This window comes from Caulobacter sp. GW821-FHT09A05 (assembly GCF_059418465.1).
Window position 1 is genome coordinate 150,396 of record NZ_JBWKPX010000004.1, and the last position, 15,586, is coordinate 165,981.

Here is a 15,586-nt window from a genome sequence, read left to right on the forward strand (position 1 = left end):
CGCCGAGGCGCCTAGCCGCCGCCGGTCAGGCGGTTCAGCGCGGCCTGGTAGTTGGCGATCTGGTTGGTCAGATAGGCCGGGACCGGGCCGTCGACGCGGCCCGACGAAGCGGTCGCGTCGGCTCGCTTCACGCCGTTGGCGGTGTCGGCCATCTCGCGATAGGCGGTCCGCACCGCCGACAGGGCCTTGGTCATGGCCGCGACGGCGGCCTTGCGGTTGACGTCGTCGGTCAGGTCCAGGCCCGTATCCAGCGAGAAGCCGTAGATCGGGCCCTTGCCGTCGGCCGAGACGGTCTGGCCATGGTCGGTCTTGGTGTTGCGCACGACGCCCGGCTTCAGCCCCAGCGATTCCAGCACGTCGGTGCCGCCCTTGCCGGGCAGGATCTCGACCGTGGAGGTGGTCTGGGAGGGGCTGATCCGCAGGGTGCGGTTGTTGCCGACGCTGCTGAACTCGACCTTGGCCGCGTAGCCCGTAGCCTTGCGGATCTTGTCGGCCAGGGTGTCGAGGGTGTCGTCGGCCGCGATCTTGATCGTGGTCAGGGTCCCGCGCGCCCGGGTGCGGACCTGGAAGGTGTCGCCGGCCCGAGCCGAGGTCGCCGAGACGATCTTGTCGGTCTGGGTGAAGTCCATCGTGCCGCGCGGGATGCCGAAGATGTCCAGCGCGCTGGAGCCGGAGGCGTCGACGGCGATCGAGGTCGCCGTGGCGTAGCCGTCCTTGCCGGTCAGACGCTGCTCCCAGGTCGCCGCGCCGGTGGCGACGTCGATCTGGGCGACATAGCCGTCCTTGTCGCCGACCGTCGGCTGGCCCGCCAGGTCCTTGCCGGCCGAGCCGACCAGCCAGGCCTGGCCGTTGGCGACCGCCATGCCGGTGACCGTGTCGTCGCCCGTGCCGCCGTAATAGGCCAGGGTGTCCTGGCTCCTGTCGGTCAGGTCCAGCGACATCCGGGCCACGAAGCCGTCGGAACCGCCGGACGCCGCCTTGGTCTGGTTGTTGACGTCCAGGGCCCCGTTCGTGGTCGAGCCGCCGATATAGAGCTGGCCGTTGTCGATGGTCAGGCCGGCGATGTTGCCGCCCTTCAGCGTGCCCAGGTCGCGGGTCGCGCCCGCGGTGAACGTGGCCGCCTTGGTGTAGGTGGTCGGTTCGGTGACCCAGACCTCCTTGTCGTTCAGATAGGTGCGGTTCTCGGTCACGACGCTGGTCGTGACGTCGAAGCTGCGAAGCATCGCCTCGCTGCCTTCCTTGCTGGCGACCACCACCTTCCCGCCGTCGACGACGATGCCGGCGACGGTGTCGTCGTTCTCGCTGCCGAAATGGGTGGTGAACAGCGCCTTGGGCGTGCCGGAGATGTCGGTGGCGAACCCGGTCAGGTAGCTGTCATAGCCCCCGGCCGTGGCGCCGGTGGCCGAGCCGGGAATGTCCGACTTGGTGCGACCGCCCACATAGACGACGCCGTCCTCGCCGAAGGCCACGGCGGTGGCCGCGTCCTCCAGCATGCCGCCGCGGCGGACCGTCCAGGTCTCGTCGCCCTTGGCGTCGTAGAGCGTGACGAAGCTGTCGGTGAGCGTGCCGGCGGAATCGGAATTGATCGGGCCGTTGGTGGCGCCGGACAGGCCGCCGGCCACCGAACCGGCGATGGCCACCTGGCCGTCGTCGGAAATGGCCATGTTGTAGCCGGTGGCGGTGTTCGACGCCCCCAGGGTGCGGGCGTAGAGCAGCTTGCCGGACGAGTCGTACTTCAGCAGGGCGACATCCTGGTCGCCCTTGATGGTCTGGGTGCTGGTCGTGCCGTCGACGTCGGCCAGCACATAGAGCGAGCCGTCCGGCCCGGTCATGGTCTTGTGGACGGTGCTGACCGTGCCTTCCAGCGTGTCGGAAAACACCTTGGTCCCCGGCGTGACTCCCGCGCCCGGTCCATACTTGGTCAGGGTGTTCTCGATCACCGCGTCGTCGGTGGTCGTGTTCTTGTCCGGGTCCGGATTGCCGGCCGCCGTGGTGATGTAGACGGCCGGCTTCGGGACCGGGGCCGAGAAGGTCAGGGTCTCGGTCAGGTCGCCCTTCACCTGCAGGGCGAAGTCGTCGCCCGTGGCCGGCAGCTTGACGGTCTGCCCGTTAACGGTGGTGGTGCGTTCGGCCCCCACGGTGCGCGAAACCGCGAACTGGGTGTCGAAGCCGGCCTGCTCCAGCTTGTCGTTGAAGAAGCTGACCACGTTGGCCATCGTCCGCGGCGTGGCGCCCATCTCGGACAGGTCCATGGTCACGTCGGTGGAAACGCCGAACTTCTTGATGCTCATCGTGAAGCTGACGGCGCCCTTGAAGGTGGGGACCTCGTCGTCGACCTGGCCGCTGTAGATCTTGTTGGTGACGTAGGTGTAGTTGCTCTTGGGCACGCCGACCGTCGACTTGTCGCTGGTCATGACCGCGCCGGTCGTCAGGCGCATGCCGTCGGTGCTGAGGTTCTGGACATAGCTGTTGATCTCGTTCAGCCCCTTGCTGAACACGGCCTGCAGCCGCTTGATCTCGCTGTCGGTGACGCCCTTCTCGTCCGAGCGATTGGCGATGGCCGACAGGGTGTTGAGCGCCTGGTAGGCGGCGAACAGCTTCTTGTAGTCGCCGCTGATCGTCGGGGCGGCGGCCTGGGCCGCGCCCTCGTCGACGAACTTGCGGCCGTTCAGGGCGGCCTTGACCAGGTCGCTGGGCTCGGTCGTCACGCCGGTCCAGGGCGCGCTGGGCACGGCCTTGGTCGAGGAAGACGAGGTGGAGGCGCCGCTGGTCGACGCGGTCGCGTTCGCGGCCAGGCCAGCGGTCTTGGCCTGGTAGTAACCGAGCAGCAGACTGGAATCGAAAGTGATCACAGCGGGTCCCACCGGGACGCACTACGCCCCTTGATTCCGAGTGTCGGCGATGAACGCTGACGTTTCGTTAAGAGGTATGAAGAAGCGCCGCTCAGGCCGCGATCAGGTGGGCGTCGGTCAGGGAGCGCCGGACCTCGCCGCGCAGCTCGCGCCATTCCTCGGCCAGGATGCCCAGCAGGACCACGTCGCGCGGCTGGCCGTCCTTGAGGACATGGCCGCGCAGATAGCCCTCGCGCCGGAATCCGGAGGCGGCCTGGGCCTTCAGCGCCGCGTCGTTGTCGGCCATGACCTCGGCGAACACCTTGTGCAGGCCCAGCTCGCCGAAAGCACGGTCCAGCCCCAGCACCTGGGCGGCGCGGCCCACGCCCCTGCCCCGCGCCTCGGCCGAACCGAGGAACCAATTCCAGCCGGCCCGGCGGTGATGGCTGAGCAGGCCCGTCAGGGTCAGCAGGCCCGAGGGCTCGCCCGAGCGGACGATCATCCAGCCGCGCATGTCGGGATCGGTCCGCAGGGCCTGGAACCAGGCGGCATGGGCCTCGCGGCTCGGAAAGGCCGCGTCGGACATCCATCGATCGACTTCCGGCTCGCCCCGCCATTGGAACAGGACCGCCTCGTCGCCGTCCGTCAGATCGCGAAGCTCGATCATACCGGGTCGATTCTCCCAACTGTCGTGCTGGAAAGTCTAGCCCGCCCAGAGCATCAAGCCTAGCTGCCGCCGTTGAACAGCGACAGGATGATCTGCGGGGCCTGGTTGGCGATAGACAGCGCCTGGGCGCCGAGCTGCTGCTTGACCTGCAAGGCCTGCAGCCGCGCGCTTTCCTTGGCCATGTCGGCATCGACGAGGTTGCCCACGCCGGTCTCGAGCACGTCGCTCAGCTTGGAGACGAAGGTGTTGTGGGCGTCGATCTGCTTGGCTTGCGAGCCGATCGAGCCGACCGCCTGGTTGACGGCGGTCATGGTGGTGTCCAGGCGAGTCAGAACCGCGGCCGCCAGGGTCATGGTGAGGATGTTGTCGGCCGCCGTCAGGGTGTTGATCGTACCGCCCAGCGACAGGTTCTGCAGGTTCAGCGTGATGACCGTCGCGGCGTCGGCGTCGGCCAGGAAGGTGATGTTGGACGGCTCGCTGCCGTTGAGGATGTTGGCGCCGTCGAAGGTGGCGCTGTTGATCACCTGGGTCAGGTTCTTCAGCAGTCCCTGGAAGTCGGCGTTCAGCGCCTTGCGCGACGTGGTCGACAGCGAGGTGTCCTTGGCGGCGACCACCTTCTCGCGCATCTGGGTCAGCAGGTCCGAGACCGACTCGCCGGCGGCCAGGGCCACGTCGGTGATCGAGGTGGCGCGGTCCAGGCTCATCTTCACGGCGTTCAGGGCCGAGCGGTCGGCGCGCTGGTCCTGGGCGATCGACCAGACCGCGGCGTTGTCCTTGGCGGTGGAGATCGCCAGACCCGTGTTGATGCGGGACTGAACGCCCGACATCTCGTCATTGGTCTTGTTCAGATTTTGCAGGGCGATCAGCGCGGGCTGATTGGTGTTCACGCTCAGCGTCATCACGGTCTCCGAACGGCGGTTCTTGCCAGTGGGGCTCGGGACGCGATTCGGCGGCCGAGCAGGTCGGCCGTGAAGGTGGGGCTGAGGGAGTAAGAATATGGTTAACGCGCGTAAACCATGTTTGGCCTGCGACGCCAGGTCGCGGTCGGCATGGCCGCCCGGTTCAGGCCGCCCCGAACTCAGGTGAGCCCGTCGAAGACCTCGCCCGGATCGTAGTGCTCGGCCTGCTTGAAGCGCAGGACGTCCTCGCGCGGGAACTGCTGCAGGATGTCGCCCGTCCGGCGGTCCACGGTCTTGTAGACGTAGGTGCCGGTCTTGCTGTCCTGCTCGATCACCAGCCGCAGGTCTCCCGGCTGGGGACCGTCGGCCACGACGGGCTTTTCCACGGGCGCGGCCTCCTTGGGCGCGGACGTGAAAACACCGCCCGCGGGATGGCCCGGGACGGTCGACGCGGTGTTCGCGGGGAGCGTGGACGGCTCGGGTATGATGGGCGTCAACGCGACTTTGTTTTCCATGACTCCTATCGCGGCCGGTTCGCGGCGGCGCCTCTAGTGGTCCCTCCCCTCGCGCCTGGGCCCGAGAGAAAGGCGGAGGCGGCCCCGAAGGCCCGCCTCCTTCTTCGTTCCTATCGGAACAGGCTGAGGATCGACGAGGACGACTGGTTGGCGATGGAGAGGGCCTGGATGCCCAGCTGCTGCTTGGTTTGCAGCGACTGCAGCTTGGCGCTTTCCTTGGCCAGGTCGGCGTCGACCAGGTTGCCCACGCCGGCGTCGAGGCTGTCCTGCAGCTTGCCGACGAAGGTCAGGTGGGTGTCCAGGCCGGTCGAGCTGGTGCCCAGCGAGGCCAGCTTGTTGGTCGCCGTGCCCAGGGCCTTGCTAACGGTGTCGATCATCGTCTTGGCGTTGGCGGCGGTCGTGAACGAGGCCGCGGCCGACAGGCCGATACCGGCCAGCGACAGGGTCTTGGCGCTGACGGTGAACTGCGAACCGTCCGAGTTGGCCAGGAAGGCCAGCTTGGTGGTCGAGCCGTCGGCGATCGAGACGCCGTTGAACTTGGCGTTGGTGACGGCCTTGGTGATCTGGTCACGCAGGCTGTTGAAGTCGGATTGCAGGGCGTTGAACGAAGCGGTGTTCAGCGAGGTGTCGGAAGCGGCCAGGGCCTTTTCCTTCATCTTGCCCAGCAGGTCGGTGACGGTGTCGCCGGCGGCCAGGGCCACGTCGATGGTCGACTGGCCGCGTTGCAGCGAGTCCTTCACGGCGTTCAGCGAATTGGCGGTGGTCGACTGGTTCTTGGCCATCGCCCAGATCGCGCCGTTGTCCTTGGCGTTACCGACCTTCTTGCCGGTGTTGATCCGTTGCTGGGTGACCTGAAGCTCGCTGTTGGTGGCGTTCAGGTTTTGCAGGGCGATCATCGCGCCAGCGTTCGTGTTGATGCTATTCAGCGGCATCGCGACAGTTCCTATTCAAGGGTTCCGACGTCATTTTGACGGCCGGGAGCATTTTGCTCGAGGAACTAGGCAGCAAAGATCGGGCCAAAACTGCCCAGTAGGCAGATATTGCCAACCCTCTGAAAAATCTGCGTTATAGGTTTATTTACCACATGCCCGCGCGGCAATATTTGCCGAGCTCCGCGCTTGATGGGAAAATTCTGCCGGGCAAATTCAGGTTGAGTTCGGACAAACTCGACGAACCCGGGCCTGTAGAAAAAGAAATGCCGGACGGCCCTTGGGCCGTCCGGCTTTGATCGCTTCTTGAAGCCTAGTCGCCGATCACTTGAACAGCGAAAGGATCGACTGAGGCGTCTGGTTCGCGATCGACAGGGCTTGAACACCCAGTTGCTGCTTGGTCTGCAGCGATTGCAGCTTGGCGCTTTCCTTGGCCAGGTCCGCATCGACCAGATTGCCGACACCCGCGTCCAGGCTGTCCTGCAGCTTCCCCGTGAAGGTCAGGTGCATGTCCAGGCCCGTGGAGCTGGTGCCCAGGTTCGCCAGCTTGTTCGTCGCCGTCGTCATCGACTTGGTGACGGTGTCGATCATCGTCTTGGCGGTCGCGGCCGTCGTGAACGACGCAGCGGCCGACAGGCCCAGACCGACCAGCGACAGAGTCTTGGCGTTCACCGTGTAGGCGACACCGTCCGAGTTGCTGAGGAACTGCAGCTTGGTGGTGGTGCCGTCGACGAGGCTGACGCCGTTGAACTTGGCGTTGGTGACAGCCTTGGTGATCTGGTCACGCAGCGAGTTGAAGTCCGCCTTCAAGGCGTTGAACGAGGCGGTGTTCAGCGAGGTGTCGGAAGCGGCCAGGGCCTTTTCCTTCATCTTGCCGAGCAGGTCGGTGATGGTGTCGCCAGCTGCGAGGCCCACATCGATCGTCGACTGTCCGCGCTGGAGCGAGTCCTTCACGGCGTTCAACGAGCTCGACGTAGCGCTTTGCATCTTGGCCATCGACCAGATCGCGCCGTTGTCCTTGGCGTTGGAGATCTTCTTGCCGGTGTTGATGCGTTGTTGGGTGCTTTGGAGCTCCGAGTTGGTGGCGTTCAGGTTTTGCAGCGCGATCATGGCGCCGGCATTGGTGTTGATCGAGTTCAGCATGATGGTTCTCGCCATTTTGGGAGGATTGCCCCGGCGTTTTGCCGGTCGGGCGTTTTGCCCACGAAACCCATCGCAAGCGGCGGGCCAGTCGGCGCCACCTCCGAACCTTTTTTAAATCACTGATTTTACTCGATATTTTTAAACCCCACACCGGATACGAAACCGCCCGGCGAATGCAGAATTCGCCGGGCGGCAGGTTTTTCCGGAAAGGTTTGCCGGAGGGGCGAAAGCGCCCTCCCGGCGGGGATCAGGCGGCGTCGGCGCGGCCGGCCAGCCCCTGCATGATCATGCGGTTGATCTCAATCAGGGGCTCGAAATCCTCCTCCTTGCGCATCACGGCGCTGGAGTGGCGGCCGACCCAGAGGCTGAGCGAGATGATGCTGGCGCGCAGTTGCACCGGCAAGGTGTTCTCCGGCAGCGAACAGTCGGTCGCCAGGGCGGACCAGACGCGGCGGTTCCAGTCCAGCGCGTCGATGCGCGTGGCGATGTCGTCCGCCGGCGCCTCGGACGCCGCCATCAGCGCGCGGGTCACCTGACCGAACAGACGGTACTCCATCTCACGCGGATTTTCGGTCCGCGTCGCTGTCTGCTGATAGGCCCTAAGAGACATGCCCCAACCTCTGATCTTCGTATTCGATTAGCTTACGGCTCAGCATGAGCGCCTTGTAGTACTCGCGCGCCATCACGTGCTTGGAGATGGCGATGCAGTCGCTCAGCACGTCGGGATTGCGCACCACGCCCATGAATTCGGTCAGGCGGGTGGCGAATTCCTCGTACTGACGCTCGGCGGCGGACTCGTCCAGGTACATCATCATGACCGGGAAATAGATCCGACGAGCGGGCGTGGTCGCCTCGTCGGGCTGCATGATGTCCTTCTCACGCAGCACCGAGGCCTTGTTCTGAAGCACCAAGACGCCGCGGCGGTCGCCATTCTGGACCACCGCGCCGTTCAGCACGAATTTCTCGCCGGGTTTCAGCGACAGCTTCAATGGCACAAGGCCGCTCCCTCTTGCATCGCTGCGTCGCCCCACCCCGCCGAGATGGCGGTCTCGAAGCAGAAGCTAGGCGGAGGCGGTTAACGTCTCCTTGCCAGGCCCGCGACCGTGAGCCGCAGCTTAGGACTCAATTAAGCATACTGCCCCAGAGCATACTGCCTCAGAGGAAAAATACTCTCCAATCCCAAGGCCCGGATCATGCCCCGCCAAAGCGCGCCCCAGATTTCAACCAGCGCCATGATCGCGGCCCAGGAGTCCGTCGCCCAACCCGTCCACGCCGGGTTCAGGGACTCGATCGCCGGCGACTCGGCCTCGGCCGCGGCCTTGGCCCGCCTGACCCGCGAGGCCCACGAACTCCGCAGCGAGCAGGCGGCCAAGCTTCTCGACCGCACGATCCGCGCCATCCAGAAGGGCGACTTCGCCAAGGGCGAGCAGCTGGCGCTCAAGGCCCTGAAGCACGACGACAAGCTGCCCTTGGCCTGGCACGCCCTGGCCATCGCCCGCGAGAAGATCGGCGACTTCGCCAATTCGATGCACTGCTACGAAGCGGCGCTGAAGCTGATGCCCCACCATGGCGCGGCCGCCGGCGACCTGGGACGGCTGGCCCTTCGCATGGACATGCCGGAGATCGCCGCCAAGCTCTTCATCCACTACCTCGAATTCCGCCCCGACGACCTGGAGGCCATCAACAACCTGGCCAGCGCCCTTCGCGACCTGAACCGCAACGAGGAGGCCATCGCGATCCTTCGCCCCGCGATCCAGGAACATCCCGAGGTGCCGCTGCTCTGGAACACCCTGGGCACGGTGATGTGCAGCATGGGCGACGCCAGGACCGCCATCACCTTCCTGGACGAGACGATCCGGCTGGAGCCGACCTACGGCAAGGGCTACCACAACCGCGCCTACGCCAAGCTCGACCTGGGCGACGTCGAAGGCGCCCTGGCCGACGGCGACCTGGCCCTCGCCTACACCACCGCGCCCGAAGAGGTGGCGACCATGAAGTTCGGCCGCGCCACCGCCCTGCTGGCGCTGGGCCGGGTCGAGGAAGGCTGGAAGGCCTACGAAGCCCGGTTCTCCAAGGACCTGGTCGAAGCCCCCAGGTTCAACATCCCCGCCCCACGCTGGACGCCGGGCCAGGCCCTGGCGGGCAAGCACCTGATGATCTGCGCCGAGCAGGGCTTGGGCGACGAGGTGATGTTCTCCAACCTGCTGTCGGACGTCATCGAAGCCCTGAGCCCCGACGGCAAGCTGTCGCTGGCCGTCGAGCGTCGGCTGATCCCCCTGTTCGAGCGCTCCTTCCCCCAGGCGGCCATCACGGCCCACCGGACGATCGCCTTCGAGGGCCGCATCTATCGCGGCGCGCCCTTCATCGAAGACTGGAGCGGTATCGACCTGTGGGCGCCGATGGGCGGGCTGCTGGAGACCTTCCGCCCCAGCATCGACTCGTTCCCGAAACGCCCCAGCTTCCTGGTCGCCGATCCGGACCGGGTCGAGCATTGGCGGAAAATGCTGGAAGACGCGCCGAAGGGTCCCAAGGTTGGCGTGCTCTGGAAAAGCCTCAAGCTCGACGGTGAGCGAGCCCGGCAGTTTTCGCCCTTCCTGCTGTGGCGGCCGGTGTTCGAGACGCCCGGCGTCACCTTCGTCAACATCCAGTACGGCGACTGCGCCGAGGAGATCGCCCTCGCCCGCGAGGAATTCGGCGTCGAGGTCTGGCAGCCGCCGGGCATCGACCTGAAGCAGGACCTGGACGACGTCGCGGCGCTGTGCTGCGCCATGGACCTGGTGGTGGGCTTCTCGAACGCCACGATCAACCTGGCCGGGGCCTGCGGCGCGCCGATCTGGATGCTGGGCGGCGCGGCGGCCTGGACCCGCCTGGGCCAGACCGACTTCTATCCCTGGTACCCGCAGGCCCGCTGCTTCGTCACGGCCGACTACAACGACTGGAACCCGACCATGGCGGCGGTCGGCGCGGCCCTGCGCGAACGCTTCCCGGTCGGTTGACCGGCGAGGCCCCGCCACGGGCGCACCGTATTTCCCCGGTAGACGAACACCGGTGTTCGGGCTTCAAGATTCCGTCCCAACCACGGATACGCCATTGCCGCTCGCCATCCTCCAAGCCCGCATGTCGTCGACCCGGCTGCCCGGCAAGGTCCTGGCCGATCTGGCCGGGGCGCCGATGATCCTGAGGCAGATCGAGCGGCTCCAGCGCGCCACCCGGCTGAACGGGATCGTGGTCGCCACCTCGGACCAGGCCAGCGACGACCCGCTGGCCGTCTGCCTGCTCGCCGCCGGCGTTGCGGTGTTCCGCGGACCGCTGGACGATGTGCTGACCCGTTACATCGGCGCGATGGAGGCCTTCGGACCGGTTCGCACGGTGGTGCGCCTGACGGCCGATTGCCCGCTCGCCGATCCGGACCTGATCGACCAGACCCTGGACCTCCATCAGCGTTCGGGCGCCGACTACACCTCCAACACCCCGGCCAGGCGCAGTTTCGCCAAGGGGCTGGACGTCGAGGTCTTCGAATCCGTGGCGCTGAAGATCGCCGCCGACGAGACCGTCGATCCCTACGACCACGAGCACGTCACGCCGTTCCTCTACCGCCACCCCCTTCGCTTCAAGGTCGAGGGCCTGGAACAGGTGCGCGACGAGGGCGACGTGCGCTGGACGGTCGATCGACCCGACGACCTGGAGTTCGTCCGCGCCGTGTACGACGGCCTCTACGCCGCAAAGCCGGCCTTCACCTCCGACGACGTGCGCGCCTTCGTGCGGAGCCGACCGGACCTTGTCGCCCTGGGGGGAGATCGCCGCGTATGACTATTCAGCCCGCGCGCGCCGTCGTTCTGCGCGACGTGACCGAATCCGATCGCCAAAGGCTGCTGGACTGGCGCAACAGTCCCGAGGTCGCGGCCTTCATGTATTCCGACCACAGGATCCGCCAAGCCGAGCACGACCGATGGTTCGATGGCCTGGCCAGCGACTCCCGCCGGCGCTACTGGGTGATCGAGGTCGACGGCGAGCCGGTGGGCCTGGCCAACCTGGCCGACATCGACGTCCGAAATCGCCGCTGCGCCTGGGCCTATTACCTGGCCAGTCCGTCTGTCCGCGGCCTGGGCGTGGGCTCCTTCATCGAATTCTGGGTCATCGAATACGTCTTCAGGATCCTGGGCTTCGACAAGCTGTGGTGCGAGGTGCTGCTGTCCAACGAGAGCGTCTGGAAGCTCCATGAGCGCTACGGGTTCCAGCGCGAGGCCTTGTTCCGCCATCACGTGATCAAGGACGGGGCGCCCGCCGACGTGGTGGGGCTGGGCCTGCTGGCCCACGACTGGCCGGCGAGGCGCGAGGAGATGGCCCAGCGCCTGCTGGCCAAGGGCTACGCCCTGCCCTTCGCCTGAGGCTCCCCGCCTGGAAACCACGGAACAATCGTCACGGACGACGGGTTGAATCCGGGATCGCGAGGGCGCGCCGCCCTTGCTTCTCGACTTCAGGGAGCCCGCCATGCCCACCGATATCGATCGTGACGACCAGGACGGCGCGGAAGCCCTGGACGAGACCAACCTGACCGACGACGGCGAGGACATCGCCAATTTCGACGAACTGGACGACGTCTACGACGTGACCCAGGCCGACGGCGACGCGGACGAAGACGACGAGGACGTCAACGACCTGCTCGACGACGAGGATCTCGAGGCCATCGATGACGACCTCGAAGGCGAGCGCGACGACGAGGGCCTGGACATCGAGCGCGAGCCTCTGGAGGCCATCGCCGGCGACGACGAGGATCTGGTGTCGGACGACGATGACAGCGCCGCCGACTTCGAATCCACCGAACTGGCGGAGGATGATATCGAGTCCCTCGGCTACGCGAGGGAAAGCTGAGACCTTCAAGACCGGCCGGTCGTCGTTGCGGCTGGATCGCTCGACGCCTGGATTCGCCGGCGACAGGAGAGCGACCATGCCCGACGTGACGCCGGACTCCCGCAACGACACTCCGCCCGAACATCTCGAGGAGCAACTCGAGGAAGGACTGGAGGACAGCTTCCCGGCCAGCGACCCGCCCTCGGTCGCCCGCCGCCACCGCAGGCCGACGTCTGAGCCGCCGAAGCCGAGCGACGAAGGCTGACGACAAGCCGGCTTGATCCGGCCGACCGTTGGTCTGTAGGTTAGTCCTGATTTGAACAACTGTTCGAGGCGGCTCGCCGGGGCCGCCGTCAGGAAACCGAATGAACTCGCGCTTCGAAGGCACCGCCGACTACGTCGCAACCGAAGACCTGAAGGTGGCCGTCAACGCCGCCGTGGCCCTGGAACGTCCCCTGTTGATCAAGGGCGAGCCGGGCACCGGCAAGACGGTTCTGGCCTATGAGGTGGCCAAGGCGATGAACGCGCCGCTGCTGACCTGGCACATCAAGTCGACCACCAAGGCCCAGCAGGGCCTCTACGAGTACGACGCCGTCACCCGCCTGCGCGACAGCCAGCTGGGCGACGAGCGGGTCAAGGACGTCCGCAACTACATCAAGAAGGGCAAGCTGTGGGAGGCCTTCGAGGCCCCGGCCCGGCCCGTGCTGCTGATCGACGAGATCGACAAGGCCGACATCGAGTTTCCCAACGACCTGCTGCAGGAACTCGATCGCAACGAGTTCTACGTCTACGAGACCAACGAGACGATCGCGGCCAAGGTCCGGCCGATCATCATCATCACGTCCAACAACGAGAAGGAGCTGCCCGACGCCTTCCTGCGGCGCTGCTTCTTCCACTACATCCGCTTCCCGGACGAGACGACGATGCAGGCCATCGTCGACGTGCACTTCCCGGGCATCAAGCAGAAGCTGGTCGCCGAGGCCCTGCGGATCTTCTACGACATGCGCAAGGTGCCGGGCCTGAAGAAGAAGCCCTCGACGTCCGAACTGCTGGACTGGCTGAAGCTGCTGCTGGTCGAGGACATCGACGAGACCATCCTGCGCGAGAAGGATCCGACCAAGCTGATCCCCCCGCTGCACGGCGCCCTGCTGAAGAACGAGCAGGACGTCCACCTGTTCGAGCGCCTGGCCTTCCTGGCCCGCCGCGAGGGCTCGGGGCTGCGCCCGGGGCAGTAGGCGCTCGCCAAGACGCCGCGAATCCCCGAAGCTCGCCAGCCGGAGGGTCGTTCATGCGCAGCATCGTCGTCGGATTGATGTTCGCCGGACTGGCGGTGACGGCTTCGTCGGCCCTGGCCGAGGCGCCGACCTGCGCCGGCCGGATAGTCGAGGCGGTCGGCCGGCCGCTGAAGCTGAAAACACCGCTGGACGAGCCGACCCGCCTGGGCTTGAGCTTCAGCGTCGCGGTCGGACTCGACGATTCCGCGAACCCGGCCGGGCTCTGGCCCCGCGACACGATCCAGGCGGCCCCGGCCTGCCCCATTCGGACGTTCGAGGCGGCAGGCAAACGCTTCACCCTCTCCGGCGGTCTGGATCGCGTCCCGCCCCGGTTCGCGGTTTCCGACACAGGCGAGACCCTGGTTCTCGCGGTCCTGCCCTCGATCCCCGAGGCCTACGCCATGCAACGGAGCGGGCTCGGGGGAACCATGGAGCTCAAGCACGCCATCGCCGCCCTGGTGTTGCTGCGCCCTACCCGGATCTTCGTGCTCAAACTGTACGACGGCTTGCCGGCGGACGACGCCCTGGTCGAGGACATGAAGGCCGCCGCCACGCGAGCGCTGCCGGTTCTCGCCAGCTTTCACTCCACCAGCCGGGCGGTCAGCCTCAACCTTCCTACGATCAGCGGTCGTGACGCGTTCTTTCTGCGACCGCCCGGTCCGGACAATCTCGCCGTGATCACTGCGGCCGATGGGGATGTCTTTCGTCGGAGTGAAGGCGGCGCCGTGACCATGGCCGCCTCGGGCTTCGTCTGCCCGACCGACCAGGGCGGCTTCTCGCGAGACGATCTGCTGGTCATCGACACCACCGACGGCGGCAGGGATCTGGCCTGCCGATTCTTCGGCGACGCGGCTTGGTTCTCCGTCTTCGTCACCCGGTTCGACGACGGGCGGTCGGAGCAGGCCCAGTTCGACGAATATCTCGCCCAAGGCCGGCAGGCCGCGCCCCCGGTTGGCGAGATCGTGACCGACAATATGCCACGCGGCGGATTGCGCGCCGTGTGGCGGGACGCAAAAGGCCAGCGCCAGGAAATGTGGCTGCTGCGACTGGGCAGGTGGTATGTCCAGTTCAGGATCACGGCCGATCCGGCGCAGGCGGCCGCGACCGACGCCGCCGCGACGGCCATTCTCGACAACGCCCGCCGTACAGTCCACGAAGCCTCGGCATAGGGCCCCTTACCGCGATTTCATTGGATTTCCGCGCCTTCCCAGCCCAGGTTCGCGCCGAACGGGAGATTCCTCTGATGCGACACTCGCCGCTGACCGCCGCCGCGAGTTTGGCCGCGCTGATCGCCCTGGCCGGCTGCTCGCCCAAGGTCGAGGTCACGCGCAAGGACCACAAGGCCTCGGGCAGGCACGAACCCTTGCGGGCGATCAGCAAGCTGGACTGCCCGGACAAGCAGGGCGAGCTGACCCGGGTCAGCGCCGCCGCCGACGGCCAGGCCTGCGTCTATGCCGGCCAGAACGCCGAGGTCACCCTCAAGCTGGTGGCCTTGAACGGCGGCGACGCCGAGGCGGCCCTGGCGCCGATCGAGGCCGACCTGAAGACCCTGATGCCGGCCATCAAGTCGCCGCCGCCTCCGCCCCCCCCCGGCGGCAAGCCGCGCGGCGACAGCGCCCGGATCAGCCTGCCCGGCATCAGGATCGACGCCCACGACAAGGGCGCCGACATCAAGATCGGCGGCCTGACCATCAACGCCAACGACGACACGGCCGAGGTCAAGGTCGCCAAGAACGTCACCATCCGCGACGGCGACACGACGAGGAAGGTGACCGAGCGCGTCAGCGGCGGCAATTCCAACGTCAGCGTCAAGACCAGCGACGACGAGGAAGGCGACGTCGACATCCACGCCACCGACGAGGGGGCCCAGATCCGCCAGCGCCGGCGCGGCGACGGCGTTCGCGCCACCCTGATCCTGGCCAGCGACAAGGCCGCCAGCGGCTACCGGGTGGTCGGCTACGAGGCCCGCGGTCCCAAGGGCGGCCCGCTGGCCGTGGCCGTGGTCAAGGCCAAGGGCCGCGACGGCAGCGACCACGACATCTTCGAGGACATGAAGACCCTGGTCCGCCACAACGTCGGGGGCTGAGCCCCTCCTCCCCTAGACCGGCGTCACCTCCATCACCTTGTAGGTCAACGGCCGGCCGTCCTCGTCGGTGACGGTGACGTATTCGCCCAGGGCGAAGCGGTGCTCGCCCAGGCGGTGCACCGGCTCGTCGTCCAGCTCGACGTCCTCGTCATAGTCGAAGAACCAGCGCTCGCCGCGACGGTTCAGGCGGCCGTCGGCGGCGTCCTCGTCGGGGGCGAAGCGGCGCACCACGCACTCGTCCTTGGTCTTGGCGTAGGCGGCCGCGTCCAGATGGCCGTCCTCGGTCAGGGGCGCGGTCAGGGCGTAGCCGCGGTGGTCGTCGCCCCCCGCGAACTCGGTGCCGGGATTGCGGGCCAGGCGCATGACGATGCGTGACAGGGACATTTTCAAG

Annotated in this window: 17 protein-coding genes; 8 read left to right on the top strand and 9 right to left on the bottom strand. The window is 66.8% G+C overall.

Annotated elements, in window-relative coordinates; genetic code table 11:
* Positions 1–11: 11 nt before the first annotated feature.
* The 8 genes from AC07NX_RS05365 to flbT form a co-directional block, all read right to left on the bottom strand.
* Positions 12–2,852, bottom strand: a complete 2,841-nt coding sequence (locus tag AC07NX_RS05365; RefSeq protein ID WP_494639782.1) for an autotransporter outer membrane beta-barrel domain-containing protein — start codon at positions 2,850–2,852, stop codon at positions 12–14.
* 91 nt (positions 2,853–2,943) lie between these two features.
* A complete protein-coding gene (gene pseH / locus AC07NX_RS05370; RefSeq protein ID WP_494639784.1) occupies positions 2,944–3,498 on the bottom strand; it encodes a UDP-4-amino-4,6-dideoxy-N-acetyl-beta-L-altrosamine N-acetyltransferase in 555 nt (184 codons plus the stop codon).
* Positions 3,499–3,557: 59 nt separating this feature from the next.
* Entirely contained in the window at positions 3,558–4,397 is an 840-nt protein-coding gene (locus AC07NX_RS05375; RefSeq protein ID WP_494639786.1) for a flagellin, read from the bottom strand.
* Between the two features lie 179 nt (positions 4,398–4,576).
* Entirely contained in the window at positions 4,577–4,783 is a 207-nt protein-coding gene (locus AC07NX_RS05380) for a hypothetical protein (protein WP_494639788.1), read from the bottom strand.
* Positions 4,784–5,022: 239 nt separating this feature from the next.
* Positions 5,023–5,844, bottom strand: coding sequence for a flagellin (locus AC07NX_RS05385; protein WP_494639790.1), 822 nt, complete (start codon positions 5,842–5,844; stop codon positions 5,023–5,025).
* A gap of 321 nt (positions 5,845–6,165) precedes the next feature.
* Positions 6,166–6,987, bottom strand: coding sequence for a flagellin (locus AC07NX_RS05390; RefSeq protein WP_494640026.1), 822 nt, complete (start codon positions 6,985–6,987; stop codon positions 6,166–6,168).
* Between the two features lie 244 nt (positions 6,988–7,231).
* Entirely contained in the window at positions 7,232–7,594 is a 363-nt protein-coding gene (flaF, locus tag AC07NX_RS05395) for a flagellar biosynthesis regulator FlaF (protein ID WP_012286916.1), read from the bottom strand.
* A complete protein-coding gene (gene flbT / locus AC07NX_RS05400; protein WP_029589245.1) occupies positions 7,584–7,979 on the bottom strand; it encodes a flagellar biosynthesis repressor FlbT in 396 nt (131 codons plus the stop codon). Before flbT ends, flaF begins: the two co-directional genes overlap by 11 nt.
* 198 nt (positions 7,980–8,177) lie before the next feature.
* Here flbT and AC07NX_RS05405 point away from each other — a divergent pair, with 198 nt between their 5' ends.
* The 8 genes from AC07NX_RS05405 (at position 8,178) to AC07NX_RS05440 (ending at position 15,195) form a co-directional block, all read left to right on the top strand.
* Positions 8,178–9,980: a tetratricopeptide repeat protein gene (locus AC07NX_RS05405; RefSeq protein WP_494639792.1), complete on the top strand. Its 1,803-nt coding sequence runs from the start codon at positions 8,178–8,180 to the stop codon at positions 9,978–9,980.
* Between the two features lie 94 nt (positions 9,981–10,074).
* Positions 10,075–10,794: a cytidylyltransferase domain-containing protein gene (locus AC07NX_RS05410; RefSeq protein WP_494639794.1), complete on the top strand. Its 720-nt coding sequence runs from the start codon at positions 10,075–10,077 to the stop codon at positions 10,792–10,794.
* Positions 10,791–11,372 (top strand): UDP-4-amino-4,6-dideoxy-N-acetyl-beta-L-altrosamine N-acetyltransferase, encoded by a 582-nt coding sequence (gene pseH, locus AC07NX_RS05415; RefSeq protein WP_494639796.1) that lies wholly within the window; start codon positions 10,791–10,793, stop codon positions 11,370–11,372. Before AC07NX_RS05410 ends, pseH (AC07NX_RS05415) begins: the two co-directional genes overlap by 4 nt.
* Before the next feature lie 103 nt (positions 11,373–11,475).
* Positions 11,476–11,856, top strand: a complete 381-nt coding sequence (locus AC07NX_RS05420) for a primosomal protein (protein ID WP_494639798.1) — start codon at positions 11,476–11,478, stop codon at positions 11,854–11,856.
* A 76-nt stretch (positions 11,857–11,932) separates the two neighbouring features.
* The gene (locus AC07NX_RS05425; protein ID WP_494639800.1) at positions 11,933–12,100 is read left to right on the top strand and encodes a hypothetical protein; all 168 of its coding nucleotides are present in this window, start codon (positions 11,933–11,935) and stop codon (positions 12,098–12,100) included.
* A 100-nt stretch (positions 12,101–12,200) separates the two neighbouring features.
* Positions 12,201–13,070 (top strand): AAA family ATPase, encoded by an 870-nt coding sequence (locus tag AC07NX_RS05430; protein WP_494639802.1) that lies wholly within the window; start codon positions 12,201–12,203, stop codon positions 13,068–13,070.
* Positions 13,071–13,123: 53 nt separating this feature from the next.
* Positions 13,124–14,278 (top strand): hypothetical protein, encoded by a 1,155-nt coding sequence (locus tag AC07NX_RS05435; protein WP_494639804.1) that lies wholly within the window; start codon positions 13,124–13,126, stop codon positions 14,276–14,278.
* A 74-nt stretch (positions 14,279–14,352) separates the two neighbouring features.
* On the top strand, positions 14,353–15,195 hold the full coding sequence (locus AC07NX_RS05440; protein ID WP_494639806.1) for a hypothetical protein: 843 nt from the start codon (positions 14,353–14,355) through the stop codon (positions 15,193–15,195).
* Positions 15,196–15,207: 12 nt separating this feature from the next.
* Here AC07NX_RS05440 and AC07NX_RS05445 read toward each other — a convergent pair whose 3' ends face one another.
* Positions 15,208–15,579 (bottom strand): hypothetical protein, encoded by a 372-nt coding sequence (locus tag AC07NX_RS05445; protein ID WP_494639807.1) that lies wholly within the window; start codon positions 15,577–15,579, stop codon positions 15,208–15,210.
* Positions 15,580–15,586: the final 7 nt, after the last annotated feature.

Excerpts from the sequence above, each read along its gene's own strand:
- AC07NX_RS05430 (WP_494639802.1), top strand. The coding sequence starts at position 12,201 with ATGAACTCGCGCTTCGAAGGCACCGCCGACTACGTCGCAACCGAAGAC.
- AC07NX_RS05440 (WP_494639806.1), top strand. The coding sequence starts at position 14,353 with ATGCGACACTCGCCGCTGACCGCCGCCGCGAGTTTGGCCGCGCTGATC.
- AC07NX_RS05445 (WP_494639807.1), bottom strand. The coding sequence starts at position 15,579 with ATGTCCCTGTCACGCATCGTCATGCGCCTGGCCCGCAATCCCGGCACC.
- pseH (WP_494639796.1), top strand. The coding sequence starts at position 10,791 with ATGACTATTCAGCCCGCGCGCGCCGTCGTTCTGCGCGACGTGACCGAA.
- AC07NX_RS05425 (WP_494639800.1), top strand. The coding sequence starts at position 11,933 with ATGCCCGACGTGACGCCGGACTCCCGCAACGACACTCCGCCCGAACAT.
- flaF (WP_012286916.1), bottom strand. The coding sequence starts at position 7,594 with ATGTCTCTTAGGGCCTATCAGCAGACAGCGACGCGGACCGAAAATCCG.
- AC07NX_RS05385 (WP_494639790.1), bottom strand. The coding sequence starts at position 5,844 with ATGCCGCTGAATAGCATCAACACGAACGCTGGCGCGATGATCGCCCTG.
- AC07NX_RS05405 (WP_494639792.1), top strand. The coding sequence starts at position 8,178 with ATGCCCCGCCAAAGCGCGCCCCAGATTTCAACCAGCGCCATGATCGCG.
- AC07NX_RS05435 (WP_494639804.1), top strand. The coding sequence starts at position 13,124 with ATGCGCAGCATCGTCGTCGGATTGATGTTCGCCGGACTGGCGGTGACG.
- AC07NX_RS05375 (WP_494639786.1), bottom strand. The coding sequence starts at position 4,397 with ATGACGCTGAGCGTGAACACCAATCAGCCCGCGCTGATCGCCCTGCAA.
- AC07NX_RS05420 (WP_494639798.1), top strand. The coding sequence starts at position 11,476 with ATGCCCACCGATATCGATCGTGACGACCAGGACGGCGCGGAAGCCCTG.
- pseH (WP_494639784.1), bottom strand. The coding sequence starts at position 3,498 with ATGATCGAGCTTCGCGATCTGACGGACGGCGACGAGGCGGTCCTGTTC.